This window comes from Klebsiella sp. PK18 (assembly GCF_057784655.1).
In genome coordinates this window covers 2,096,451-2,119,588 of record NZ_CM173493.1, presented here as the reverse complement: position 1 = coordinate 2,119,588, position 23,138 = coordinate 2,096,451, and the positions used below count along the sequence as shown (strand labels likewise).

The following is a 23,138-nucleotide window of genomic DNA, read 5'->3' as shown; positions in this document are numbered from 1 at the left end:
CTGACATCGCTACTTGAAGGCCTTACTGTTTCTTCTTAGGAGCGAGCACCATGATCATCTGGCGGCCTTCGATCTTCGTAGGGAAGGATTCGACTACTGCCAGTTCACTCAGATCGTCACGGACGCGCGTAAGCACTTCCATACCGATCTGCTGGTGGGCCATCTCACGACCGCGGAAACGCAGTGTGATCTTAGCCTTATCGCCATCTTCGAGAAAGCGAACCAGGCTGCGGAGTTTTACCTGGTAATCACCATCATCGGTCCCAGGACGGAATTTAATTTCCTTAACCTGGATAACTTTTTGCTTTTTCTTCTGTTCCTTAGAAGACTTACTCTTTTCATAAAGGAACTTGCCGTAGTCCATGATACGACAAACTGGCGGTTCGGCGTTAGGGCTGATTTCAACTAAATCTACTCCGGCCTCTTCAGCCTTTTCGAGAGCTTCTCTCAGACTCACAATACCCAAAGCTTCGCCTTCCAGACCTGTCAAGCGAACTTCCAGGGCGCGAATCTCGCCATTGATACGATTCGGACGTGCCGTTTGAACTCGTTTTCCGCCTTTAATACCTTATTCCTCCAGTTGTTGAAGACTGCGGCTGCGAATCTCTTGTTGCAGCTTCTCAATCACTTCACTTACGTCCATGCTGCCGAGGTCTTTCCCGCGACGGGTGCGCACGGCCACTTTGCCGGCTTCGACTTCTTTGTCGCCACAGACCAACATATACGGGACACGACGTAAAGTGTGCTCGCGGATTTTAAAGCCAATCTTCTCATTTCTCAAGTCTGCTTTTACACGAATGCCCGCATTTTGTAGTTTACGCGTCAATTCGTTAACGTATTCAGCCTGAGAATCGGTAATATTCATGACCACTACCTGCACTGGTGCAATCCAGGTTGGGAAGAAGCCGGCGAACTCTTCGGTCAGGATGCCAATGAAGCGCTCCAGAGAACCGAGAATCGCACGGTGAATCATGACCGGTACCTGACGCTCGTTATTTTCGCCCACATAGGAGGCGCTTAAACGCTGCGGCAGAGAGAAGTCCAGCTGTACCGTTCCGCACTGCCATGCGCGATCGAGGCAGTCATACAGGGTAAATTCAATTTTCGGGCCGTAGAACGCCCCTTCTCCCAGTTGATACTCAAATGGGATGTTATTTTCTTCCAGCGCCACCGCCAGATCCGCTTCCGCGCGATCCCAGGTCTCATCGCTACCGATACGTTTTTCCGGGCGAGTTGACAGTTTGACGACGATCTTCTCGAAGCCAAAGGTGCTGTACATATCGTAGACCATACGAATACAGGCGTTCACTTCATCGCGAACCTGATCTTCAGTACAGAAGATATGCGCATCATCCTGGGTAAAGCCGCGAACGCGCATCAGACCGTGCAGCGCGCCAGACGGTTCGTTACGGTGGCAGCTACCGAATTCCGCCATACGCAGCGGCAGATCGCGGTAGGATTTCAATCCCTGGTTGAAGATCTGCACGTGGCCCGGGCAGTTCATCGGCTTGATGCAGTATTCACGGTTCTCAGAAGATGTGGTGAACATCGCATCTTTGTAGTTGTCCCAGTGGCCGGTTTTTTCCCACAGCACACGGTCCATCATGAACGGACCTTTGACTTCCTGATACTGGTACTCTTTCAGTTTAGAACGAACAAAGGTTTCCAGTTCACGGAAGATAGTCCAGCCGTCGTTGTGCCAGAACACCATACCCGGCGCTTCTTCCTGCATATGATACAGGTCAAGCTGCTTGCCAATTTTACGGTGGTCACGCTTGGCGGCTTCTTCAAGACGCTGCAGATAGGCATTCAGCGCTTTTTTATCCGCCCACGCGGTGCCGTAGATACGCTGCAACATTTTATTGTTGCTGTCGCCGCGCCAGTAGGCACCGGCGGTTTTCATCAGCTTGAAGTGATGACAGAAGCGCATATTCGGTACGTGCGGGCCGCGGCACATATCGATATATTCTTCATGATGATACAGACCCGGCTTATCATCATGAGCAATGTTTTCGTCAAGAATAGAAACTTTATAGGTTTCGCCGCGCTTCACGAAGGTTTCACGCGCTTCGTGCCAGCTGACTTTCTTCTTGATGACATCGTAGTTTTTCTCGGCGAGCTCATGCATACGTTTTTCGAGCGCGTCGATATCTTCCTGAGTCAGGGTGTGGTCGAGGTCTACGTCATAGTAGAAGCCATTATCAACAACCGGACCGATAGCCATTTTGGTGTTGGGCCACAGCTGTTTAATGGCATGGCCTAACAGGTGCGCACAGGAGTGACGAATGATCTCCAGCCCTTCTTCATCTTTCGCAGTGATAATAGAGAGAGTGGAATCCGTTTCGATCGGGTCGCAGGCGTCTACCAGTTCACCGTTTACCCGCCCGGCAATGGTGGCTTTCGCCAGGCCTGGACCGATATCCAGCGCAACATCCATGGGGCTAACAGCGTGGTCAAAATGGCGTTGACTGCCATCAGGAAGCGTAATTACAGGCATTTTATGTCCTTATTTGCAGTGGTGCCCCGCACGAAAGAGCACATACAAAACTATATAATCATAATTATCATCAGGTTAAGGCGCAGTTCCCGCTTCACTCTGCGAAAATAGGAGGACGACCGGATAGACCGTTCCCGCCTGCCACCGCCTGCTGATAACACCGGGGAGTAGTTTACACATCATTGGTACGTGATTAAAGCCGCAAGCGTATAAATGATGGCGGAATGTGGAGAAAACAAGAGAGATTGAGATAAAAAGACGAATATCCTGCTACTGCAGGCAAGAATAATCCCCGGCAAAGCCGGATAATATTATTCGGACGTGATAGAAGAGACGCAATGATATTGCATACTTAATCTTTAACGCAGCGCGTTAAACCGGTACCGCTCCACCCGGCTTAATTGACGTATGACGAAATAAAGGTCTGGTATATTATGACCACTCGCCGGCCACCAGCGTATGCACATTAAAGGCATCGCTCATGGATTGTCCGGTAGTTCGGGAACCGGGGGCGATATTCGAGCCAGCCTCAACGTCAGTCGCTTTGGCGATGCCAACCTGAGTATGGTCCTGGTTGCCTGATGGCGGAACGGGCGTGGCAGCGGATGCGCCAAAAGAAAGCACGCACAGCGCCAGGGCTGCGATGGTAAATGAAGTGTTTTTCATGATATTCATTCTCTTATTACGGAAGACAGACCGCGCGATTTCTCCGCCCGGACAGTGCATATCATTATAGATCCAGATCACATATTTGTCCGTCGAATATTTAGCTTTTCGTGTCAAATAGAATGAATATTTGTCAACAAACCGGGAATAATGGAGAAAAGATGGAGGGCTATTTCTTTTTATAAAAACTAAAACGAAAGGCCAGAAAAAATAATGGCACTCATTGCTAAATTTAAAACGAACAGGCCGGGGAAACCCGGCCTGAAAATATTACATTTTATACCCAAGGGACAGCGACGTCCGGCGATCGGTATGCTCCGGCGCAGAGGAAGGCGGTGCCGAGTTCCAGGTCACGTTGTAGGCGACCTTCAGCGCGAAATGGGCGTTAATCGCCACGTTTAACGCGCTCTCAGAGTTGACGGTGGTGTCCTCAGCGCCAAACACCGAGACCCCTTGCGTAAATTTGGCGTTATCGGTCATCTGCCAGGCCCAGGTGCCGGAGGCGTAACCCAGCGGCTGAGTATCGGTTTCTCCATCGGTAAACTCGTCATAGCGAACGCCAGGACCGAATTCAAACCGCAGGCTGTGCACCGGACCGTTGAGGATCTGACGACCATAACCCGCCGTCAGGACATCACGCTGCTGATAGCCATTATAGCGGTCGGTCAGCCAGCTCCCCTGACCAAAGATATAGTTCATATCGGTCAGGTTGTAGCGGCTACGCCCACCGACTGCATATTTTTCTGAGGATCGCTCATCGTTGGAAGAGGTGTTGCTGGCATTCCCCCACAGCGACCAGGCGGTGGTATTACCATACCAGGTCAAGGTGGAATCTGCCGTCATCGAGGAGTTTTTGGTGTTGCCGGACTGCGCCAGGTAGCCTGCGTTAACCACACCTTCGAAAGGTTTTTTAGCAGCGGAAGGGTCATCCATGACGGTAAATACAGAATCATCGGCCATTGCGCCAACAGACGCAAAAAGCCCCCCCGCCAGCATAACCGCTGCGGGTACTGTCTTTAAAAGCTTCATTATAACTCTCTAAAATACATTTTTTAGGACAGTACAAATGATGAACAGACACAACCTGCCCGCTCATTGAATTTAGCGTCCGTACAACATAAAAGAGACCTGAGGGTCCCGGAAACTTTCGCGAGGATCGCGGTGTGCAGGTCCTAAGAAAGGTAGCAAATTATAAAAAAGCACGAATAACATAGCAATCACTTACTCTTTCGTTTTTTGAATAAGACAGCTCCGGAAACAATCTTTATTTCATAATGAAAATACAGGCTTCTTTGCAAATCTCTCAGGAACATCACTTTCCCTCCCGGAGCCATCGTGCCATGCTTAAATAAAGCACAGTCGCCGTATTAAGGAGGAGAAGGAATGACCAAAATTTATACGTTAACGCTGGCCCCCTCGCTGGATAGCGCCACGCAGACCCCACAGATTTATCCCGAAGGTAAACTCCGCTGCAGCGCGCCAGTATTTGAGCCCGGCGGCGGCGGGATCAACGTTGCCCGTGCCGTGACCTTTCTTGGCGGCAAAGCCACCGCCATTTTCCCGGTTGGCGGCGCCACCGGCGAGCACTTAGCAGCCCTGCTGGCCGATGAGCAGGTGCCGGTCGAGACCGTCGAAACCCGCGACTGGACGCGGCAAAACCTGCACGTTCACGTGGCCGCCAGCGGCGAACAATATCGTTTTGTCATGCCCGGCGCAGCGTTGACGGATGATGAGTTCCGTCGGCTGGAAGAGAAAGTCCTGACTATCGAACCCGGCTCACTGCTGGTGGTAAGCGGCAGCCTGCCGCCAGGTATCAGCGTCGAAAACCTGATGCAACTGGTGAAAAATGCGCAACAGCAGGGACTGCGCTGCATTATCGACAGTTCCGGCGACGCGCTGGCTGCGGCGCTGGACGTCGGCAATATTGAGCTGGTGAAGCCGAACCAGAAAGAGCTCAGCGCCCTCGTACAGCGCGATCTGAGCCAACCCGATGACGTACGCCTTGCCGCCCAGTCGTTGATCCAGTCCGGTAAAGTACGCCGGGTGGTGGTTTCGCTCGGGCCGCAGGGGGCGTTAGGCGTTGACGCCAGCGGCAGCGTTCAGGTGGTGCCGCCGCCGATGAAAAGCCAGAGCACCGTCGGCGCCGGCGACAGCATGGTGGGCGCCATGACCCTGCGTCTGGCGGAAAACGCCGGGCTGGAAGATATGGTTCGCTTTGGCGTCGCTGCCGGTAGCGCCGCGACAATCAATCAGGGCACCCGTCTCTGCTCGCAGGCCAATACGCAAAAAATCTACGATTATCTCTGCGGTCGCTGATCTTCCCTGCCCCTCCGCGCTGGCGGAGGGAGCCACGATATTGGCTGGATGGTCTATGCTGGAAAGGCTATGGATAACAATGGGGTGTAGAGATGAGCAATGAGATAACCGCCTGGGTCGTCAGCGTCACCTTTCACGAACAGGCGCTGACGGAGATCAACGAGGTCAGCAACCACTTTACCCGTGCCGGGTTCGTACTGACGCTCAATGATGAAGACGGCAATCCCCATGAGCTGGGGACCAACACTTTTGGCCTGCTCAGCGCCCAGGATGCTGATGAAGTTAAGGCCCTCAGCGCAGGGCTGGCGGAATCGGCTCTGGGCCGCCCGGCAGAGATTACGGTCAGCACATTCGCCGAGTGGTTAAAAGCTCAATAAGTGCGTTTAACGCAACGGAAAGCGTCAGTTGTGCGTCAGTTCCAGGTTTACCCGGTAGCAGTGCGCTAACCTTATGATATGGTGGAAAACATGGGGAGAGACAGCATGTGGCAAGCAATCAGTACACTTTTACGCGATTGGCATTCCGAAAACGCTGAAATCGAACTGAAAACCGAGCTGCCCGGTGGGGAAATCCATTCGGCCTGGCATTTACGCTTCGGCGGGAAAGATTACTTCGTGAAATGCGACGAACGTGAGCTTCTGCCCATCTTCACCGCCGAGGCCGATCAGCTGGAACTGCTGTCGCGAAGCAAAACCGTTCGCGTGCCGCAGGTCTATGCGGTCGGCAGCGACCGTGACTACAGTTTTGTGGTCATGGAATACCTCCCTCCCCGTCCGCTGGATGCGCATAATGCCTTCCTGCTCGGCCAGCAGTTAGCGCATCTGCATCAGTGGAGCGATCAGCCGCAGTTTGGTCTGGATTTCGACAACGATCTTTCCACCACGCCGCAGCCCAACGCCTGGCAGCGTCGCTGGTCGGTGTTCTTTGCCGAGCAGCGTATCGGCTGGCAACTGGAGCTGGCGGCGGAGAAAGGGCTGCACTTTGGCGATATCGATACCTTAGTCGATGTGGTTCAGCAGCGGCTGGCCAACCATCAGCCGCAACCTTCACTGCTCCATGGTGACCTGTGGTCCGGTAACTGCGCCTTAGGACCAGATGGCCCCTATATCTTCGATCCGGCCTGCTACTGGGGCGATCGCGAGTGCGATTTAGCCATGCTGCCGATGCACCCGGAACAACCGCCGCAGATCTATGACGGCTACCAGTCCGTTTCACCGCTGCCAGCAGGTTTTCTCGATCGCCAGCCCATCTATCAGCTGTACACCCTGCTGAACCGGGCGATTTTGTTTGGTGGCCAGCACCTGGTGACGGTCCAGCAGGCGCTGGACGATGTATTGACGGAAAAAACGCGTTAGACAAGGCTCACGGCGGACCAGGGGGTCCGCCGCAACGCATTATCAGTTGATCTCGACCCCACTCAGACGGAATTTGATAGTCATCGTCACGCCGGTTCCCGGTCTTGCCTGCTCGTAACGCCATCTGCGCATCGCGCTTTTCACTTCGCGCTCAAACATATTCGCCGGCTGGGCAGAGAGGATCTGTAGGTTGTCGATTCGGCCATCAGGCGTCACGTCAAACTTCACCCGCACCGTCCCTTCGATGCGCAGCGCCTGGGCGCGGGCCGGATAGGTCGGCTGGACACGGCTGATCGCCCGCGGGCCGCTCGGGGCAGTGACGGTGGGTTTGGCGGCCGCGGTCGAGGTGCTTGGCGCGGTGCGCGCTGGCGTCGTGTTGTTGTTTTCAAACGGCGAGGCCGGACGCGGCTCCGCTGCCGGCTTCACGTCCCGCTTCGGCTGCTCAACCTTTTTCTCCGGCTTGGGCTTCGGTTTAGGTTTGGGCTTCGGCTTCGGTTCCGGTTTATGGATCACCACCGGCGCCTCTTTCGGCGGTTCAGGCACCACCTCGGGTTCCGGCTCAGGATCAGGTTCGACAACGGGCTCCACGACTGGCTGTGCCGCCGGGGGCGGCTCAAGATCGGCCGGCGCGACCATCGTAATCTCAATCGGCTGCGTCGGAGAAGGCTGTTCAATAACCTGATGTACCGAGGTATAAAGCAGCCCCGCCACAACGGCACCGTGGATAGCCACGGACAGCAGCGTTGGCCACGGGAAGCGGCGAGGTAAATCAAGGGTCATTGCGCTCATAGTCGTTTCTGTTGAAAAATGATGCTCCGATTTTAAATGCAAATAGCAATCATATTCAATAAGGCGTCTTAACCTGAGTCAATTTTTGCCACCATTTGCAGAAAAAAGCCGCGTCGGCAGCGCATTCGACACCGGTATGCATCTTTGCATTGCAGTCCAGGGCGGTTTAACTTAACGTAATTCGCCTGATTATTGATAAGGAGCTTTGCCGTGCTTTACGTTATCTACGCTGAAGATATCGCCGATTCTCTGGAAAAGCGGCTCTCGGTTCGCCCTGCGCATCTCGCGCGTCTGCAACTCTTACACGATGAAGGCCGGCTGCTTACCGCCGGGCCAATGCCGGCCGTTGACAGCAACGAACCGGGCGCAGCAGGGTTCAGCGGCTCAACGGTGATTGCCGAGTTTGAGTCGCTGGAAGCGGCGCAGTCCTGGGCCAATGATGATCCGTATATTGCGGCTGGCGTCTACCGCCAGGTCTCTGTTAAGCCTTATAAGAAAGTGTTTTGATAAATATTCCCTGCTATTTTTCTGGTTAGCCATAAAAAGACACCAGGCCATCAGATTAAAGGGCGCATTTTGGTACACAACATTAAAATGCCGCCCTTTTCCATCACGCGAAAAGTTTGGCTGTTCTCTCACTGACATGTCCTGTACAGGGTCAGATCCCCTCTCCTGCCTCAACATCGACGCCTAACGCAACGCCTCACCATCCCTGCATTAATATGAAAAGCCCCCGCTGTCCGGCGGGGGCCTCTGATCGTTATCGCTGATCCAATTATCTGTTACTTATCGAGCGCATAGGCAATCACGTAGTCACCGCGATCCGGCGACTGGCGGGCTCCACCGGCGGAAATCAGAATGTATTGTTTGCCGGTCTTCGGCGAAACATAGCTGATGGGTCCCCCCTGGCTTCCTACCGGAAGACGGGCTTTCCAGACTTCTTCACCCGTAGATGAATCGAAGGCGCGCAGGTAGTAGTCCTGGGTTCCGGCAATGAACACCAGGCCGCCCTGAGTTGCCAGGGTTCCACCCAGCGTCGGCATACCGATCGGCATCTGAGCACGCATTTTTATGCCAAACGGACCGGTATCCTGGACGGTACCGACCGGCACCTGCCAGACGATTTTCTGTGTTTTCAGGTCAATCGCGGACAGCGTACCAAACGGCGGTTTCTGACATGGGATCCCCAGCGGCGACATGAAACGGTTTTTGTTGACCGAGTACGGTGTTCCTTTCATCGGGACCGCCCCCATCCCGGCGTTCACCGCTTCACCACCGGTGTTAGCCACCGCGCTTTGTGGGTCCTGCTTAATCAGCTGCACCCACAGACCCAGACGCATATCATTGACGAAGATATAGTGGTTGTTCGGATCGGTAGACAGGCTGCCCCAGTTCATTCCTCCCAAAGAGCCCGGGAAGCTGAGGGAAACATCGGTCCCCGGCATGGTGTACAGCCCGTCATAACGCATCGATTTGAAGCTGATACGACAGACCAGCTGATCAAACGGCGTTGCCCCCCACATATCAGATTCTTTCAGGGTTTCCGCCCCAATCTGCGGCATCCCAACAGAGCGCGGCTGCGTCGCCGGATACTGTTCATTGGGGATATCAGCCGGTTTCACCGGGACCTCTTTCACTTCGGTAAGCGGTTGACCCGTCAGGCGATCAAGTACATAGATTTGACCCGCTTTGGTCCCCACCACCACGGCGGGTTTGTTGCCCTCTTTGGTCGGGAAATCGACCAGGCTTGGCTGCATCGGGACATCGAAGTCCCACAGATCGTTACGCACGGTCTTGTATACCCACTTCTCTTTCCCGGTGGTCGCATCCAGCGCCAGGATTGAAGTGGCGTATTTGTGATCGCCCTGAATACGGTCTGCGCCCCACAGGTCAACAGAGGAGCTCCCCATCGGAATAAAGAGGGTATTCATCGACGCATCCCAGGACATGGGCGCCCAGGAGTTAGCGGAACTGCGTTTGTAATGTTCCCCCGGTTGCAGAACATGATTGGGATCCGGATTACGCGGATCAAATGCCCAGCGCTGCTGGCCGGTAATCACGTCATAACCGCGCACCACGCCGCCAGGCATGTCAGTACTGACGTTATCCGCCACGCGGCCTCCAACCACCACCGTGGTGCCAGCCAGCGTCGGGGCTGAAGTCAACACATAGCTTGGATCTGCCGCTGCGCCCATCCCTTCTCGCAGATTCACGCTGCCGTTCGTCCCGAAGTCCGGGCAGAATTGGCCGTTATCTGCGTCTAAGGCGATCAATCTGTCATCAATCGTATTCATCAGGATGCGACGCTGGCATGCTGCACCTGGCGCGACCTGTGCCGGCAGAACCGGTGTGGAGCCTGCCACAGTGGGCTGCGTCAGTGGCTTCGTCGCATCAAAATACGCCAGGCCTCGGCAGCGCATCCAGATGGCGGATTTCGCATTAATTTCCGCTCTCCAGATCTCTTTTCCACTATCAGCATCGACGGCGATCACATTGTTATGCGGGGTACAGAGGAAAACACGATCGCCTACCTGCAGCGGTGTTTGCTGATCTTCTGCGCCATTGCCATCCGGGCTTAACGGGGTGTCGCCAGTATGGAAGGTCCAGACGGGTTTCAGGTTTTTTACATTGTCACGCGTGATCTGGTCCAACGCCACAAAGCGGCTACCGCCGGCAGTATTGCCGTAGTGGTCCCAGTTTTGCTGTTTAGCGTCTTCTTTTACCGGCACCAGCGGTAATTTCTCGCCGCTGAACGCCACTGTGGGATGGGGCTGAAACATCTGAACAAAGGTGACGCCCATGGCGATAACCAGAACAACGCAGACCCCCCATACCCCTTTGGTGCTGTAAGGCTTTCCTTCATGCTTACGTAGCGCAGGCCAGGTGGCCGCCGCCAGCAGCATCAACCCGGCGGGTACCATCAAACGGGAAACGAGCGGCCAGAAGTCGAAGCCGGCATCAAACAGTGCCCAAATCAGGGTACCCACGAATACCAGAGCAAACAGCCACACCGCGGACGACCTGCGGCGGAAAAACTGAATCGCGGCGAGCAGGGTAATAACCCCGGCAATAAGGAAATACCAGCTTCCCCCAGGGAAACCAGTTTATAACCGCCGATGACAAAGAACAGGCCTGTCGCAAGCAGTATCACGCCGACCAGCAGGCACCACAGGCCTAACCAGCCGGATGAGCGGGGATTCGTATCTGACATAATAACTCTCCTGATAACACCATGAAATAAAACTATTTCTTATTTAACTATCGATGTTTTCCCCGCAGTAAGCCAAACGGCATAAATGAAGCATAATGCCGGGATAGAAAATGGCGATAAAGCATCGATGTCGGGAATTATATTTAATTGTTAATAAATTGTGTAAGTCCGTTATGTAAGATCTTGTATTTTATTTATTTATTGATTGTTTTTTGCTCGACACTATTGTGATAAGCTAAAAAAACGCCAGGAAGAATTAAAAGGGAATGACTACAAAAAATAAATAACACAGAATAATATATCGACATTTATTCGTTTCACATCGACATTAGATTGGATAAATGCCTAATTTATGGTTATTGCTCTTTTTTACATTGACTGGATAAGCATGTTGATGCGGGTAATTTATCCCTGCCGATATTAAGCCATGGAATAAACGGGGATTAATGTCCGGTTTTCGCAAGGTACTGAACCGGTCTTAAACAACCTTCCTGCATTCAGGCTCGCGGTGATTTCTCTCCCCCGGAAAATAACCCCGCAATGATATAACCACACACAATATACTGACATGGCCCAATAAAAATCTCACCGTCAGGTTAAAATTGCCGATGATCATTTTTTAACTTCTATTAATTGCCTTGCGTAAAGTTCACGCTGCGTTACTGTAGGGTTATTCGTGCTTGATTAAAAATTTTGAAAGGGAATAACAAATGTTTTCAATAAGACTTCCCTCTTTTTAAGCTACCCTTTGTGTACTTGCCCATTTTGAGGAATTTTTTGTGAACGTTCTGAAAAAAACAGCATTTCTTTCTCTGCTTGCCTTATATATCCCTGTATCACAAGCTGCGGCGACGGAATATAACCTGGATCCGCAGCACACGTCGGTGGTTATTGCCTGGAACCATTTCGGTTTCTCTAACCCTACCGCCTATATCTCTGATGTTTCAGGGAAATTATCTTTTGACAAAGAAAATCCTGAAAAATCTTCTGTTAGCGTTACTCTGCCGGTAAAAACCATTGACACGCATGTCAAAGCGTTAACCGATGAATTTTTAGGCAAAGAATACTTTGATGTCAAAACGTTTCCCGAGGCTACTTTCCGGAGTACCAAAGTGGAAAGCAAGGGCGACAATAAATATGATGTCGAAGGTAACCTGACCATTAAAGGCATCACCAAACCGGTAGTTCTGCATGCAACCCTCAATAAGCAGGACATGCATCCAATGGTGAAAAAAGAGGCGATTGGATTTGATGCAACAGGGGTAATCAAACGTTCAGACTTCAAGCTTGATAAGTATGTGCCCGCGGTAAGTGATAACGTGACCATCACTTTATCCACTGAAGCCTATGCAAAATAAAGTAATGCACGCGTAATAGCGTGCATTTTATTCAGGCGCGTTATCCAGACAACCGTTCTGAAAGGCAAACAAACAGGCGCAGATTATTTAAGACCAGGAGCGGCACGCTTAGCCTCATGCGCCATGATCTGACTGCGCCTGTTTCATCATTCTTCTCAACTTACTTCAGGCTGCATCTGCTGGCCAGTGTGGGCATGCATTCGACAGCGCCGCACCTGTCTGGGTAACAATAAATACTGCATGGCAATTAATTCCTGTGGCGGCAGGAATAGGTTCTGCCTGAAACAAACCGCCCGGAATAACGTGACATGCCTATTTTAATGAGACGTGAAAGCAAGCCAGGCGCAAACTGTCGTTGCACCGCAGTCGAGCAAAATAATGATGTCAAGATGGCAATGATAACGATAATTCAGCGCAGGGCTGAGAAAACGACAACGGCACCGCGTACGGTGCCGTTAGCCTGCTCGCTTAACAGTCGGGAAAAATAAACAGCAGAGCATGACGCTGCCGTTTCACCAGTCCCTTCCTGATAGCAAGGATCCGCATATTGCGGCGCGATTGGGCTTCCAGCCAGCGCGCTTTACGGCGATTCACCTGTCTCAGCATGCGCCAGCGCCCTACTTCCGTTCTACTACGCTTCATTGCAACGACTCTACGAGTGAAAACAGCCTCCATTATAAACCTCTGCCAGCAACTGACTACCGCTTTCGCTGCGTTTTTATTTGCCAGAAAAATACTGATGCGTAAACTCATCACATAACGTCATTCAAAAGGATTTTACATCTATGACAACCTTTTACACGGTGGTGAACTGGCTGGTCATTCTGGGGTACTGGCTGTTGATCGCCGGTGTAACATTACGAATTCTAATGAAACGCCGCGCTGTCCCGTCCGCCATGGCATGGTTGCTGATCATTTATATCCTGCCGCTGGTGGGGATTATCGCCTATCTCTCCTTTGGCGAACTGCATCTCGGCAAACGCCGGGCGGAACGCGCCAGGGCGATGTGGCCCTCGACGGCCAAGTGGTTAAACGACCTCAAAGCCTGCAAACATATCTTCGCGGAAGATAACAGCCCGGTGGCAGAATCCCTGTTCAAGCTGTGTGAACGGCGTCAGGGCATTGGTGGCGTAAAAGGCAACCAGCTGCAGCTGCTGACGGAATCTGATGACGTGATGCAGGCTCTGATCCGCGATATTCAACTGGCCCGCCACAATATCGAGATGGTCTTTTATATCTGGCAGCCAGGCGGTATGGCCGACAGCGTCGCCGAATCGCTGATGGCCGCCGCGCGTCGTGGGGTTCACTGTCGGCTAATGCTCGATTCTGCGGGCAGCGTGGCCTTTTTCCGCAGCCCATGGGCGGCGATGATGCGTAACGCCGGTATTGAAGTCGTCGAGGCCCTCAAAGTTAACCTGATGCGTGTGTTCCTGCGCCGGATGGATTTGCGTCAACATCGCAAGATGGTGATGATCGATAACTATATTGCCTATACCGGCAGCATGAATATGGTCGATCCGCGCTACTTTAAGCAGGACTCGGGGGTCGGCCAGTGGATTGACCTGATGGCGCGGATGGAAGGCCCGGTGGCGACCTCGATGGGCATCGTCTACTCCTGCGACTGGGAAATCGAAACCGGAAAGCGCATTCTGCCGCCACCACCGGACGTCAATATCATGCCGTTCGAAGAGGCCAGCGGGCATACCATCCACACGATCGCCTCCGGCCCGGGCTTTCCGGAAGATCTGATCCATCAGGCGCTCCTCACCGCCGCCTACGCGGCGAAAGAGCATCTGATCATGACGACACCTTACTTCGTGCCCAGCGACGACCTGCTGCACGCAATCTGTACCGCCGCCCAGCGCGGTGTCGACGTGAGTATTATTTTACCGCGCAAGAACGATTCACTGCTGGTGGGCTGGGCCAGCCGGGCCTTTTTCACCGAGCTGCTGGCGGCCGGGGTCAAAATTTATCAGTTTGAAGGCGGATTGTTGCATACCAAGAGCGTGCTGGTGGATGGCGAACTGAGCCTGGTGGGGACGGTGAATCTGGATATGCGCAGCCTGTGGCTCAATTTTGAGATTACGCTGGTCATTGATGACGCCGGTTTTGGCAGCGATCTGGCGGCGGTCCAGGATGACTATATCTCGCGTTCGCGCCTGCTTGACGCCCGTCGTTGGCTAAAACGACCGCTCTGGCAGCGGATCGTCGAGCGACTGTTTTACTTCTTCAGCCCGTTGCTGTAAAACGTGCCCATCAGATACCGAATGAGTAGCAATCATGGATATGGATTTAAACAACCGCCTGACCGAAGACGAAACGCTTGAGCAGGCTTACGATATCTTCCTCGAGCTGGCGGCCGACAACCTCGACCCGGCGGACATCATTCTGTTTAACCTGCAGTTTGAAGAGCGCGGGGGCGCCGAACTGTTCGACCCGTCCGCAGACTGGGAAGAGCATGTGGATTACGATCTGAATCCGGATTTCTTCGCCGAAGTGGTGATTGGCCTGGCGGATACCGATGGCGGGGAAATTAATGACATTTTCGCCCGTGTTCTGCTGTGCCGCGAAAAAGATCATAAGCTGTGTCATATTTTGTGGCGTGAATAACGCTCACTATCCAGTGAAAAGCCTGCCGCGGTTCACCCGGCAGGCTTTTTTTATGCTGGCAGCTTATTTCGGCAACGCATGGCCGCAGGCGTGACAAAAACGGGCGTTATCGTCATGGTCGCCCTGCTGGCACTGCGGACACAGGCGACGCTGACGCCGACGGTTCAGGGCGCTGGTCATATGGGTAGTGATAAGCCCGGTCGGTATCGCAATAATGGAGTAGCCGATCAGGATGAGGATCGACGCCAGAATGCGGCCCAGTGGGGTATGCGGGGTGATATCGCCATAGCCAACGGTGGTGATGGTCACGATGGCCCAATAGACCGAGGCGTTGAGCGTTGTAAAGCCGTACTCCGGCCCCTCGATCAAATACATTAGCGAACCGAAAATTACCATCACAATGGCGATAAACGAATAGAACAGAACCAGCTGGTGACGCGCACTGACGATTGCTCGCCAGAACACGTTGAGCGAAGGCATAAAGCGCAACAGTTTGAGAATACGCAGCGCGCGGATCGCTCGCATTGCTCGCCAGGCAAAGACATAATTCAGACTAATCTCCGGCCACAGCCACATCACATACAGCGGCAAAATCGTCGCCAGGTCAATCAGTCCCCAAAAGCTAAAAATATAGTGGAGCGGATTGGGCCAGGTGGCGATACGCAGCAGGTACTCCACGGTAAAAACCGCGGTCACCAGCAGCTCCAGCCAGACGAAAACATGCCATTCATCTAATGTCAGATGATATTGCGTGCCCAGCCCCGACTCGATAAAAATCACCAGCACGCTGAGCAAGGCGAAAAGTCCGCACAGCCCTTCGAAGCGGCGGCCGGAACGTCGGTTCTGATCGAAAAGTAAATGATAAAGCCGCAGACGAGCGGCAGAAAGCATACCCACTTCGTTAACCTCGCAAAAAAAAGGGCTGACCTGCGTCAGCCCCTGAGATTATAACGGGTCTACCTTAAGGCAGGAAACCGCATGGCGGAAACTGCCCTCCAGTACCGGGCGGGTTTTCGCACACTCTGGCCCGGCGAGCGGGCAGCGGGTGCGGAACACGCAGCCCGACGGAGGGTTAATTGGCGAGGGTAATTCGCCCTCCAGCAACTGAATAGTTTTCGCTTTCTCGAGATCAGGATCGGGGATCGGTACCGCCGACATCAGCGCTTTGGTATAGGGATGCAGCGGATTATGATACACCTCGTCGTAGGTGCCCAGCTCCACCGCATGGCCCAGATACATCACCAGGACGCGGTCGGAGATATGTTTAACCACCGCCAGATCGTGGGCGATAAATATCAGCGACAGCCCCATCTCACGCTGCAGCTGCTGCAGCAGATTGACCACCTGAGCCTGAATCGACACGTCAAGCGCAGATACTGGCTCATCGCAGATAATCAGCTTCGGCTCAAGGATCAACGCCCGCGCGATGCCGATACGCTGGCACTGACCGCCGGAGAACTCATGCGGATAGCGGTTGATCAGGTTAGGCAGCAACCCGACCTTCATCATCATCGCTTTGACGCGATCGCGAACTTCCTGACGCGACATCTTCGGATGATAGGTGCGCAGCGGTTCAGCGATAATCTCCCCGATGGTCATGCGCGGATTCAGCGAGGCCAGCGGATCCTGGAAGATCATCTGGATATCGCTGCGCACATCGCGCCACTCTTCCTGCTTCATACCCAGCAGATCTTTCCCAAGCCAGGCCACTTTGCCATCGGTCGCTTTCACCAGGCCAATAATGGCGCGGGCGAAGGTCGATTTGCCGCAGCCTGACTCCCCTACCACACCGAGGGTTTCCCCCTCATAGAGGCGCAACGTCACGCCATCCACTGCTTTCAGCGTTTTCGACGGCTGCCAGAACCACTGCTTGCCATCTTTGATATCGAAGTGCACCTTCAGGTCGGCAATTTCAAGCAGGACTTTTCGTTGTTCAGTTACGGCGTTCATAGCAGATCCCCCACCGGTTTAAAGCAGGCGCGCAGGCGGCCTGGCGCGAACGACTCCAGCGGCGGTGCGCTGCTACACTGCTCCATGGCGTGCGGGCAGCGCGGCTGGAATGGACAGCCTTTCGGCAATCGCAGCAGGTTTGGCGGGTTGCCAGGGATGGTTAACAACGCATCGCCCTCGGCATCCAGACGAGGAACTGCATTCAACAGGCCAATAGAGTATGGATGTGACGGTTGATAGAAGACATCGCGCGCCTGACCGTACTCCATGGTGCGCCCGGCGTACATCACCAGCACTTTATCGCAGATCCCGGCCACCACCCCGAGGTCGTGGGTGATCATGATGATTGCCGTATTGAATTCGCGTTTAAGCTCATTCAACAGCGTCATGATCTGCGCCTGCACGGTGACGTCCAGCGCGGTGGTGGGTTCATCCGCAATCAGCAGCCGCGGCCGACACAGCAGCGCCATGGCAATCATCACGCGCTGGCGCATCCCGCCGGAAAACTCGTGCGGAAACATCTTCATGCGCTTGCGCGCTTCCGGCATTTTTACCGCATCGAGCATCTTCACCGACTCTTCAAACGCTTCGGCTTTGCTCAGTCCTTTATGCAACATCAGGACTTCCATTAACTGCTCGCCCACCCGCATATACGGGTTAAGAGAGGTCATCGGATCCTGGAAAATCATCGAGATTTGCTCGGCGCGCAGTTTGTTCAGTTCACGCTCGGGCAAATTGAGGATCTGCCGACCGTTAAAGGTGGCGGATCCTCCGATGCGGCCGTTGGCCGCCAGCAGCCCCATCAGAGCGAAGGCGGTTTGCGATTTACCGGAGCCAGATTCGCCCACAATGCCGAGCGTCTCGCCCGCCTGCAGGGTGAAGTTCAGGTCATTGACGGCGGTGACATCGCCATCCGGCGTTTTAAAGGTGACGCGGAGATCTTTCACGTCCAGCAGCAGGCCGCTGTGACTCTGCGCTTGCGGCGCCTTTGCCGTTTCAATCATGGTCATGGCAGCGCTCCTTAGCGGTCTTTCGGGTCGAGGGCATCACGCAGACCATCGCCGATAAAGTTGAAACAGAACAGGGTCACCACCAGGAAACCCGCCGGGAACAGCAGCAGCCAGGGCGAGACTTCCATTGAGTTGGCGCCATCGCTGAGCAATGCTCCCCAACTGCTGAGCGGCTCCTGGGTTCCCAGCCCGAGGAAGCTGAGGAAGGATTCGAAGAGGATCATGCTGGGGACCAGCAGCGAGGCGTACACTACCACCACCCCCAGTACGTTGGGGACGATATGGCGCAGCACGATGCTGGCCGTGGAGACCCCACCGACCTGCGCGGCTTCGATAAACTCTTTACGCTTCAGGCTCAAGGTCTGTCCGCGCACGATACGCGCCATATCCAGCCAGGAAACCATGCCGATGGCAACAAAGATTAGCAGGATATTCTGACCAAAAAAGGTCACCAGCAGGATGACGAAGAACATAAACGGGAAGGAGTTAAGGATCTCCAGCAGACGCATCATCACCGAATCCACTTTGCCGCCGAGATAACCGGAAAGCGAACCGTACAGCGTGCCGAGGATCACCGCCACCAGCGCCGCTGCCACCCCGACCATCAGCGAAATACGCCCGCCGATCGCCACGCGCACCAGCAGGTCGCGCCCGGAGGAGTCGGTTCCGAAGTAGTGGCCTGAAGCCATATCCGGGGCATTGGACATCATGCCCCAGTCGGTATCGAAGTAGGAGAACGACGACACCATTGGCGCAAAGGTGACAAACAGCGCAATAAGCACCAGCATGATCAGGCTGGTCACCGCGGCGCGGTTGTGCATAAAGCGGCGACGCGCATCCTGCCAGAGGCTACGCCCCTCCACTTCCAGCTTCTCACTGAAGTTTTCCAGCGCCTCGCTATTTTTCTTACTTAACATCATGGCGAACTCCGGCTTCAGTAGCGAATCTTCGGATCGATAACGGCGTACAGCACGTCAACGATGGCGTTGAACAGGATAGTCAGGGCGCCAACGAGGATCGTCAGGCTCAGCACCAGCGAGTAGTCGCGGTTAAGCGCCCCGTTAACGAACAGCTGGCCGATCCCCGGCAGGCCGTAAATGGTTTCAATGACCATTGAGCCGGTGATGATGCCCACGAAAGCTGGCCCCATATAGGAGAGCACCGGCAGCAGCGCCGGCTTCAGCGCATGGCGCAAAATAATGCGGCGCATCGGCAGCCCTTTTGCCCGCGCGGTGCGGATAAAGTTAGAGTGCAACACTTCTATCATCGAGCCGCGGGTGATACGGGCGATACTGGCGATATAGGCCAGGGAAAGCGCCACCATCGGCAGGATCATAAATTTCAGCGCTCCGCCGTTCCAGCCGCCGCCCGGCAGCCAGTGCAGGGTAATGGCAAAAATCATCACCAGCAGCGGCGCCACCACAAAGCTCGGAATAACCACGCCGGTCATGGCTACCCCCATCACCGCGTAGTCCCATCGGGTGTTTTGCTTCAGAGCGGCTATCACCCCGGCGGCTACGCCGATCACCACCGCGAGTAAAAAGGCGGCGAAGCCCAGTTTCGCAGAAACCGGGAAGCTGGCGGCCACCAGATCGTTGACCGAATAATCTTTGTATTTAAAGGAAGGACCAAAATCGCCATGCGCCAGTTGCTTCAGATAATTGAAGTACTGCGTCATGATAGGGTCGTTTAAATGGTATTTTGCTTCAATATTCGCCATGACTTCCGGCGGCAGGGTGCGCTCCCCGGTAAAAGGACTTCCCGGTGCCAGACGCATCATGAAGAATGAGATGGTAATAAGAATAAATAGCGTCGGAATCGCTTCCAGACAGCGACGTAAGATAAATTTTAACATTGCCCGTACCTTCTGGCGTGTGCCTTTGCACTGCTCTCAAATAAGACACGATGGAGCGAGCACAGGCCCGCCCCACGTATTGCCATTAATGTTTGATAACGTAGAGATCTTTGGTATAGACGTTATCCATCGGGTCTTTACCGGTATAGCCCCCAACCCACGGTTTCACCAGGCGGGCGTTGACGTAGTAATAGACCGGTACGATCGCGCTGTCTTTGTCCAGCTGCTGTTCCGCTTTCGCATAGGCTGCCGTACGCTGCGCTTCATCAGACGCTTTTACGGATTCAGCCATAATCTTGTCGAACGCCGGGCTCTTATAGTGCGCAGTGTTCATTGAGCTGTCAGAAAGCATGGTATTCAGGAAGGAAGTTGGCTCGTTATAGTCGGCGCACCAGCCTGCGCGTGCCACGTCATAGGTGCCCTGGTGACGGGTATCGAGGAATGTTTTCCACTCCTGGTTAACCAGCTTCACGTCAATGCCCAGGTTTTTACGCCACAGCGAGGCGGCGGCAATCGCCAGCTTCTTGTGCAAATCGGAGGTGTTATAAAGCAGGTTAAAGGTCAACGGTTTATCCGCGGTATAGCCGGCTTCGGCCAGCAGTTTCTTCGCTTCTTCGTTGCGTTTTTCCTGCGACCACGTAAACCATTCCGGCTCGCTCAGCTTCGCGCCATCGGTGTACGGCGGCGTGTAGCCGTAGGCCGGCAGATCGCCCTGTCCTTTCACTTTATTAGCAATAATGTCGCGATCCAGACCCAGCTTCAGCGCGGTACGGACGCGTACGTCGGTAAACGGCGCTTTCTGGTTGTTGATTTCGTAATAATAGGTACACAGATACGGGTCGACGTGCAGCTCGTTGGGGATCTCTTTTTTCAGCTTCTGGAAGAGTTCGATCGGCAGCTGGTTATAGGTCATGTCCAGTTCACCGCTGCGATAGCGGTTAACATAGGTCACTTCGGAAGAGGTCGGCAGCCAGGTAACGGTGTTAATGACGGTTTTAGCATTATCCCAGTAGTGCGGGTTGCGCTCCATCACGATACGTTCGTTGACCACCCAGTCTTTCAGAGTATACGCCCCGTTGGTGACGATATTGCCAGGCTGTGTCCATTTCTCGCCAAATTTTTCAATAGCCGGTTTGTAGACAGGAGACATCGCCGGGTTAACCAGCAGCTTATAAAAATAAGGGACTGGCTCGCTGAGGGTAACTTCCAGCGTGTGGTCGTCAATGGCTTTTACGCCCAGTTCGCTCGGCGCTTTCTTGCCATCAATGATGTCGTCGACGTTAACGATATGACCATATTGCGGATAGCTGGCATAAGGAGAAGCGGTTTTCGGATCCACCAGACGCTGCCAGCTGTAGACGAAGTCCTGAGCAGTAACCGGCTCGCCGTTAGACCATTTCGCATCTTTACGCAGATGGAAGGTCCAGACTTTAAAATCTTTATTATCCCAGCTCTCTGCTACGCCAGGGATCGGGTGGCCATCTTTCGGCGAAGTATTCAGCAAGCCTTCGAAGAGGTCGCGGCTAATATTGGCCTCGGGTACCCCTTCAATTTTATTCGGGTCCAGTGATTGCGGCTCAGCGCCGCTATTTCGCACCAGCGTTTGCTTATCCGACAACTGCACACCGGCCGGGACATCCGCTGCCATAGCCATATTGCCGGCAAGCAGTGCGGATAGCACTCCCGCGGCGATCAAACGTTTTTTAGTGATGATGGTCATTGTGTTGTAACTCCAGTCATTATAATTACTGGTTTTTTAACCAGCCTGTTTTTTTCCCGTTTGCGGGGATCTGTCCAACGCAGGAGCGTTTGCGATTGGCAGATTGCTATCACCGACTTATTTATTACGACCGCTCGAACGGCAGCCTTAACGTCGATTCTTTGCCCCCTCGCTGGAGGGCAGTTCCGGCGCAGTGAGATTATTAATAATAATTCTCATTTACGCATATAATTCAGCAGACGATAACGGCGGAAATTACCAAAAGGTAAACACCTCCGCCAATGCAATTTGCAAATATGTTACCGGATTCTCTTTTATCGCCGATATTGCCCGCGATGCTCAAGATCTTCGCGGACTACCGACAAAAAAATATCATTGTTAATCATAGTGATATGATTTTTTAATCGCGTTGAGAATCGAGTATCGGCTAAAAGATGCTTTTTTGTACAAAAATTTAACAACAGGTTACTTTTTAGCACATTCATCTACTGCCTTGTTAAAATTACTAATATCATTTCGATGATCCGACAGCAAGTGCCAGAGAATGATGTGAAGAAAATAACATCGCAGGCAGGAAGAGCGTGAGGGGAAAACAATGAACAAAAACAGATATCTTAATGAAAAATATGGATTTAAAGATATTATCGCAAAACGTTATCTCAACAGCCGATCTCGCGCTGGTTAATAGGTTTTGCTAATAATCGCGCAAGCGCGAAGTGAAGCCTCCACGCTTGCATGGTGTTCCTCTAATTAAGCAGTCCGGGGAACAGCGCTTTAATACCGGTTACGATAAACTCGATCCCCAGGGCCATCAGCAGCAACCCCATGATACGGGTGATGACGTTGATTCCCGTCTGTCCCAGCAGACGAACCAGCCACGGCGCCATTCGGAAAATGCCCCAGCAGCAAAGAGCGAATACCGCTATCGCCAGTGAGAACCCGACCAGGTGCACCCAGGAATGATATCGGGTGCCCCAGACAATAGTTGAACTGATTGCCCCCGGTCCGGCCATTAAGGGGAGCGCGAGAGGCACGACGCCGATGCTCTCCCGGACCGCCGTCTCCGATTTCTCCTGCTTGTTCTGCTTATCTTCGCCGAGCTTGCCGCTGATCATCGACATCGCAATGGTCACCACCAGGATGCCGCCGGCAATGCGGAAGGAATCAATCGAGATGCCAAAAATCTGCAGAATGCCATCGCCGAGAAACAACGACGTCAGGAGGATGATCGCCACCGACAGGTTTGCGGTCAGGTTGGTCTTGTTGCGCACCGCTGCCGGTTGGTAGCTGGTCATACTGATAAACACCGGAATGATGCCGACCGGGTTGACCAGGGCAAATAAGCCAATGAAAAACTTGAAATAGGTAGCAAAATCGAACAGTGGTTGAGTCACAATGGGCTCCGCAGCATCATCAAAATTGGCGGTTGACTATTAACAGCATAAAATAACTGCGCGAAACATACGCTTTTTGCATGCAATATTCATTATAAATATGCATAACCCGGTGATATGTATCGAATGTTAGTTATTTGTAGCTTTAATGCTAATCGTTTTTTTAATTTCAAAACCCTTCCATTACACTTGATCGAATCGGTTAAAAAGCAGCCAGCTGAAAGGTATCAGCCACGCCAATACTTGATCTAAATCACGTATTTTGTACTCAGAAGTGAGTAATCTTGATGACACCAACAGAGTGGAAGGCAGCATGACCTGAAAGTTAAAGTAATAGAGCTTTTTTAGTAAATCGGTAAAACAGTGTCCTGATTTTTCTACATAAACATTTACATGCAAGCTGTTAA

21 protein-coding genes and 1 pseudogene are annotated in these 23,138 nt (G+C 53.2%); 7 read left to right on the top strand and 15 right to left on the bottom strand.

The genetic code is table 11. The annotated features are described in order from the left end of the window. Positions 1–22: 22 nt before the first annotated feature. The 4 genes from infC to AC3EMD_RS10265 form a co-directional block, all read right to left on the bottom strand. Positions 23–565, bottom strand: a complete 543-nt coding sequence (infC, locus tag AC3EMD_RS10280; protein WP_012967832.1) for a translation initiation factor IF-3 — start codon at positions 563–565, stop codon at positions 23–25. A 3-nt stretch (positions 566–568) separates the two neighbouring features. Next, positions 569–2,497: a threonine--tRNA ligase gene (gene thrS / locus AC3EMD_RS10275; RefSeq protein ID WP_008804433.1), complete on the bottom strand. Its 1,929-nt coding sequence runs from the start codon at positions 2,495–2,497 to the stop codon at positions 569–571. Between the two features lie 432 nt (positions 2,498–2,929). Continuing rightward, complete coding sequence (locus AC3EMD_RS10270; protein ID WP_012541368.1) at positions 2,930–3,163, bottom strand: YdgH/BhsA/McbA family protein; 234 nt, start codon at positions 3,161–3,163, stop codon at positions 2,930–2,932. A 270-nt stretch (positions 3,164–3,433) separates the two neighbouring features. Beyond that, positions 3,434–4,192, bottom strand: a complete 759-nt coding sequence (locus AC3EMD_RS10265) for a DUF481 domain-containing protein (RefSeq protein WP_008804431.1) — start codon at positions 4,190–4,192, stop codon at positions 3,434–3,436. A 354-nt stretch (positions 4,193–4,546) separates the two neighbouring features. Here AC3EMD_RS10265 and pfkB point away from each other — a divergent pair, with 354 nt between their 5' ends. The 3 genes from pfkB (at position 4,547) to AC3EMD_RS10250 (ending at position 6,834) form a co-directional block, all read left to right on the top strand. Next, the gene (gene pfkB, locus AC3EMD_RS10260) at positions 4,547–5,479 is read left to right on the top strand and encodes a 6-phosphofructokinase II (RefSeq protein ID WP_008804430.1); all 933 of its coding nucleotides are present in this window, start codon (positions 4,547–4,549) and stop codon (positions 5,477–5,479) included. A 92-nt stretch (positions 5,480–5,571) separates the two neighbouring features. Further along, positions 5,572–5,856 (top strand): type V toxin-antitoxin system endoribonuclease antitoxin GhoS, encoded by a 285-nt coding sequence (ghoS, locus tag AC3EMD_RS10255; RefSeq protein WP_008804429.1) that lies wholly within the window; start codon positions 5,572–5,574, stop codon positions 5,854–5,856. Between the two features lie 105 nt (positions 5,857–5,961). Continuing rightward, the gene (locus AC3EMD_RS10250; RefSeq protein ID WP_012541366.1) at positions 5,962–6,834 is read left to right on the top strand and encodes a fructosamine kinase family protein; all 873 of its coding nucleotides are present in this window, start codon (positions 5,962–5,964) and stop codon (positions 6,832–6,834) included. Positions 6,835–6,876: 42 nt separating this feature from the next. Here the strand turns inward: AC3EMD_RS10250 and tonB are convergent, their stop codons facing one another. After that, positions 6,877–7,623, bottom strand: coding sequence for a TonB system transport protein TonB (gene tonB / locus AC3EMD_RS10245; protein WP_022065331.1), 747 nt, complete (start codon positions 7,621–7,623; stop codon positions 6,877–6,879). 210 nt (positions 7,624–7,833) lie between these two features. Between tonB and AC3EMD_RS10240 the strand changes: the two genes are divergently transcribed. Further along, on the top strand, positions 7,834–8,130 hold the full coding sequence (locus tag AC3EMD_RS10240) for a YciI family protein (RefSeq protein ID WP_008804420.1): 297 nt from the start codon (positions 7,834–7,836) through the stop codon (positions 8,128–8,130). 275 nt (positions 8,131–8,405) lie between these two features. Here AC3EMD_RS10240 and AC3EMD_RS10235 read toward each other — a convergent pair. Continuing rightward, positions 8,406–10,834, bottom strand: a pseudogene (locus AC3EMD_RS10235) (glucose/quinate/shikimate family membrane-bound PQQ-dependent dehydrogenase). A 779-nt stretch (positions 10,835–11,613) separates the two neighbouring features. Between AC3EMD_RS10235 and AC3EMD_RS10230 the strand changes: the two are divergent. Beyond that, positions 11,614–12,192 (top strand): YceI family protein, encoded by a 579-nt coding sequence (locus tag AC3EMD_RS10230; RefSeq protein WP_008804418.1) that lies wholly within the window; start codon positions 11,614–11,616, stop codon positions 12,190–12,192. A gap of 468 nt (positions 12,193–12,660) precedes the next feature. Here the strand turns inward: AC3EMD_RS10230 and AC3EMD_RS10225 are convergent, their stop codons facing one another. Continuing rightward, complete coding sequence (locus AC3EMD_RS10225) at positions 12,661–12,834, bottom strand: YciY family protein (protein WP_023290120.1); 174 nt, start codon at positions 12,832–12,834, stop codon at positions 12,661–12,663. 143 nt (positions 12,835–12,977) lie between these two features. On the opposite strand from AC3EMD_RS10225, the gene cls reads away from it, so the two are divergent. Further along, positions 12,978–14,438: a cardiolipin synthase gene (gene cls, locus AC3EMD_RS10220; protein ID WP_008804416.1), complete on the top strand. Its 1,461-nt coding sequence runs from the start codon at positions 12,978–12,980 to the stop codon at positions 14,436–14,438. A 34-nt stretch (positions 14,439–14,472) separates the two neighbouring features. Further along, on the top strand, positions 14,473–14,802 hold the full coding sequence (locus tag AC3EMD_RS10215; protein WP_002910079.1) for an HI1450 family dsDNA-mimic protein: 330 nt from the start codon (positions 14,473–14,475) through the stop codon (positions 14,800–14,802). A gap of 63 nt (positions 14,803–14,865) precedes the next feature. Here the strand turns inward: AC3EMD_RS10215 and AC3EMD_RS10210 are convergent, their stop codons facing one another. The 8 genes from AC3EMD_RS10210 to AC3EMD_RS10175 all read right to left on the bottom strand — a co-directional run bounded on the left by AC3EMD_RS10210 (position 14,866) and on the right by AC3EMD_RS10175 (position 23,130). After that, complete coding sequence (locus AC3EMD_RS10210) at positions 14,866–15,693, bottom strand: ion transporter (protein WP_302074061.1); 828 nt, start codon at positions 15,691–15,693, stop codon at positions 14,866–14,868. 54 nt (positions 15,694–15,747) lie between these two features. Then, positions 15,748–16,752: a murein tripeptide/oligopeptide ABC transporter ATP-binding protein OppF gene (gene oppF / locus AC3EMD_RS10205; RefSeq protein WP_008804414.1), complete on the bottom strand. Its 1,005-nt coding sequence runs from the start codon at positions 16,750–16,752 to the stop codon at positions 15,748–15,750. Beyond that, a complete protein-coding gene (gene oppD / locus AC3EMD_RS10200) occupies positions 16,749–17,762 on the bottom strand; it encodes an ABC transporter ATP-binding protein (protein WP_004151853.1) in 1,014 nt (337 codons plus the stop codon). Before oppD ends, oppF begins: the two co-directional genes overlap by 4 nt. An 11-nt stretch (positions 17,763–17,773) precedes the next feature. After that, positions 17,774–18,682, bottom strand: a complete 909-nt coding sequence (gene oppC / locus AC3EMD_RS10195; protein WP_004145396.1) for an oligopeptide ABC transporter permease OppC — start codon at positions 18,680–18,682, stop codon at positions 17,774–17,776. Between the two features lie 14 nt (positions 18,683–18,696). Continuing rightward, positions 18,697–19,617 (bottom strand): oligopeptide ABC transporter permease OppB, encoded by a 921-nt coding sequence (gene oppB / locus AC3EMD_RS10190; RefSeq protein ID WP_002910089.1) that lies wholly within the window; start codon positions 19,615–19,617, stop codon positions 18,697–18,699. An 85-nt stretch (positions 19,618–19,702) separates the two neighbouring features. After that, entirely contained in the window at positions 19,703–21,337 is a 1,635-nt protein-coding gene (oppA, locus tag AC3EMD_RS10185; RefSeq protein ID WP_008804413.1) for an oligopeptide ABC transporter substrate-binding protein OppA, read from the bottom strand. 746 nt (positions 21,338–22,083) lie between these two features. Further along, positions 22,084–22,731 carry a YchE family NAAT transporter gene (locus tag AC3EMD_RS10180; protein ID WP_008804412.1) on the bottom strand — a complete coding sequence of 216 codons (648 nt, stop codon included), beginning with the start codon at positions 22,729–22,731 and terminating at the stop codon, positions 22,084–22,086. 183 nt (positions 22,732–22,914) lie between these two features. After that, entirely contained in the window at positions 22,915–23,130 is a 216-nt protein-coding gene (locus AC3EMD_RS10175) for a hypothetical protein (RefSeq protein WP_012541357.1), read from the bottom strand. Between the last annotated feature and the right edge of the window lie 8 nt (positions 23,131–23,138).

What these genes read in the sequence shown, in the direction of transcription:
- ghoS (WP_008804429.1), top strand. Translation starts at nt 5,572, where the DNA reads ATGAGCAATGAGATAACCGCCTGGGTCGTCAGCGTCACCTTTCACGAA.
- oppC (WP_004145396.1), bottom strand. Translation starts at nt 18,682, where the DNA reads ATGATGTTAAGTAAGAAAAATAGCGAGGCGCTGGAAAACTTCAGTGAG.
- AC3EMD_RS10250 (WP_012541366.1), top strand. Translation starts at nt 5,962, where the DNA reads ATGTGGCAAGCAATCAGTACACTTTTACGCGATTGGCATTCCGAAAAC.
- AC3EMD_RS10265 (WP_008804431.1), bottom strand. Translation starts at nt 4,192, where the DNA reads ATGAAGCTTTTAAAGACAGTACCCGCAGCGGTTATGCTGGCGGGGGGG.
- AC3EMD_RS10225 (WP_023290120.1), bottom strand. Translation starts at nt 12,834, where the DNA reads ATGAAGCGTAGTAGAACGGAAGTAGGGCGCTGGCGCATGCTGAGACAG.
- AC3EMD_RS10270 (WP_012541368.1), bottom strand. Translation starts at nt 3,163, where the DNA reads ATGAAAAACACTTCATTTACCATCGCAGCCCTGGCGCTGTGCGTGCTT.
- oppB (WP_002910089.1), bottom strand. Translation starts at nt 19,617, where the DNA reads ATGTTAAAATTTATCTTACGTCGCTGTCTGGAAGCGATTCCGACGCTA.
- pfkB (WP_008804430.1), top strand. Translation starts at nt 4,547, where the DNA reads ATGACCAAAATTTATACGTTAACGCTGGCCCCCTCGCTGGATAGCGCC.
- tonB (WP_022065331.1), bottom strand. Translation starts at nt 7,623, where the DNA reads ATGAGCGCAATGACCCTTGATTTACCTCGCCGCTTCCCGTGGCCAACG.
- thrS (WP_008804433.1), bottom strand. Translation starts at nt 2,497, where the DNA reads ATGCCTGTAATTACGCTTCCTGATGGCAGTCAACGCCATTTTGACCAC.
- oppF (WP_008804414.1), bottom strand. Translation starts at nt 16,752, where the DNA reads ATGAACGCCGTAACTGAACAACGAAAAGTCCTGCTTGAAATTGCCGAC.
- AC3EMD_RS10210 (WP_302074061.1), bottom strand. Translation starts at nt 15,693, where the DNA reads ATGCTTTCTGCCGCTCGTCTGCGGCTTTATCATTTACTTTTCGATCAG.
- cls (WP_008804416.1), top strand. Translation starts at nt 12,978, where the DNA reads ATGACAACCTTTTACACGGTGGTGAACTGGCTGGTCATTCTGGGGTAC.
- oppD (WP_004151853.1), bottom strand. Translation starts at nt 17,762, where the DNA reads ATGACCATGATTGAAACGGCAAAGGCGCCGCAAGCGCAGAGTCACAGC.
- AC3EMD_RS10215 (WP_002910079.1), top strand. Translation starts at nt 14,473, where the DNA reads ATGGATATGGATTTAAACAACCGCCTGACCGAAGACGAAACGCTTGAG.
- oppA (WP_008804413.1), bottom strand. Translation starts at nt 21,337, where the DNA reads ATGACCATCATCACTAAAAAACGTTTGATCGCCGCGGGAGTGCTATCC.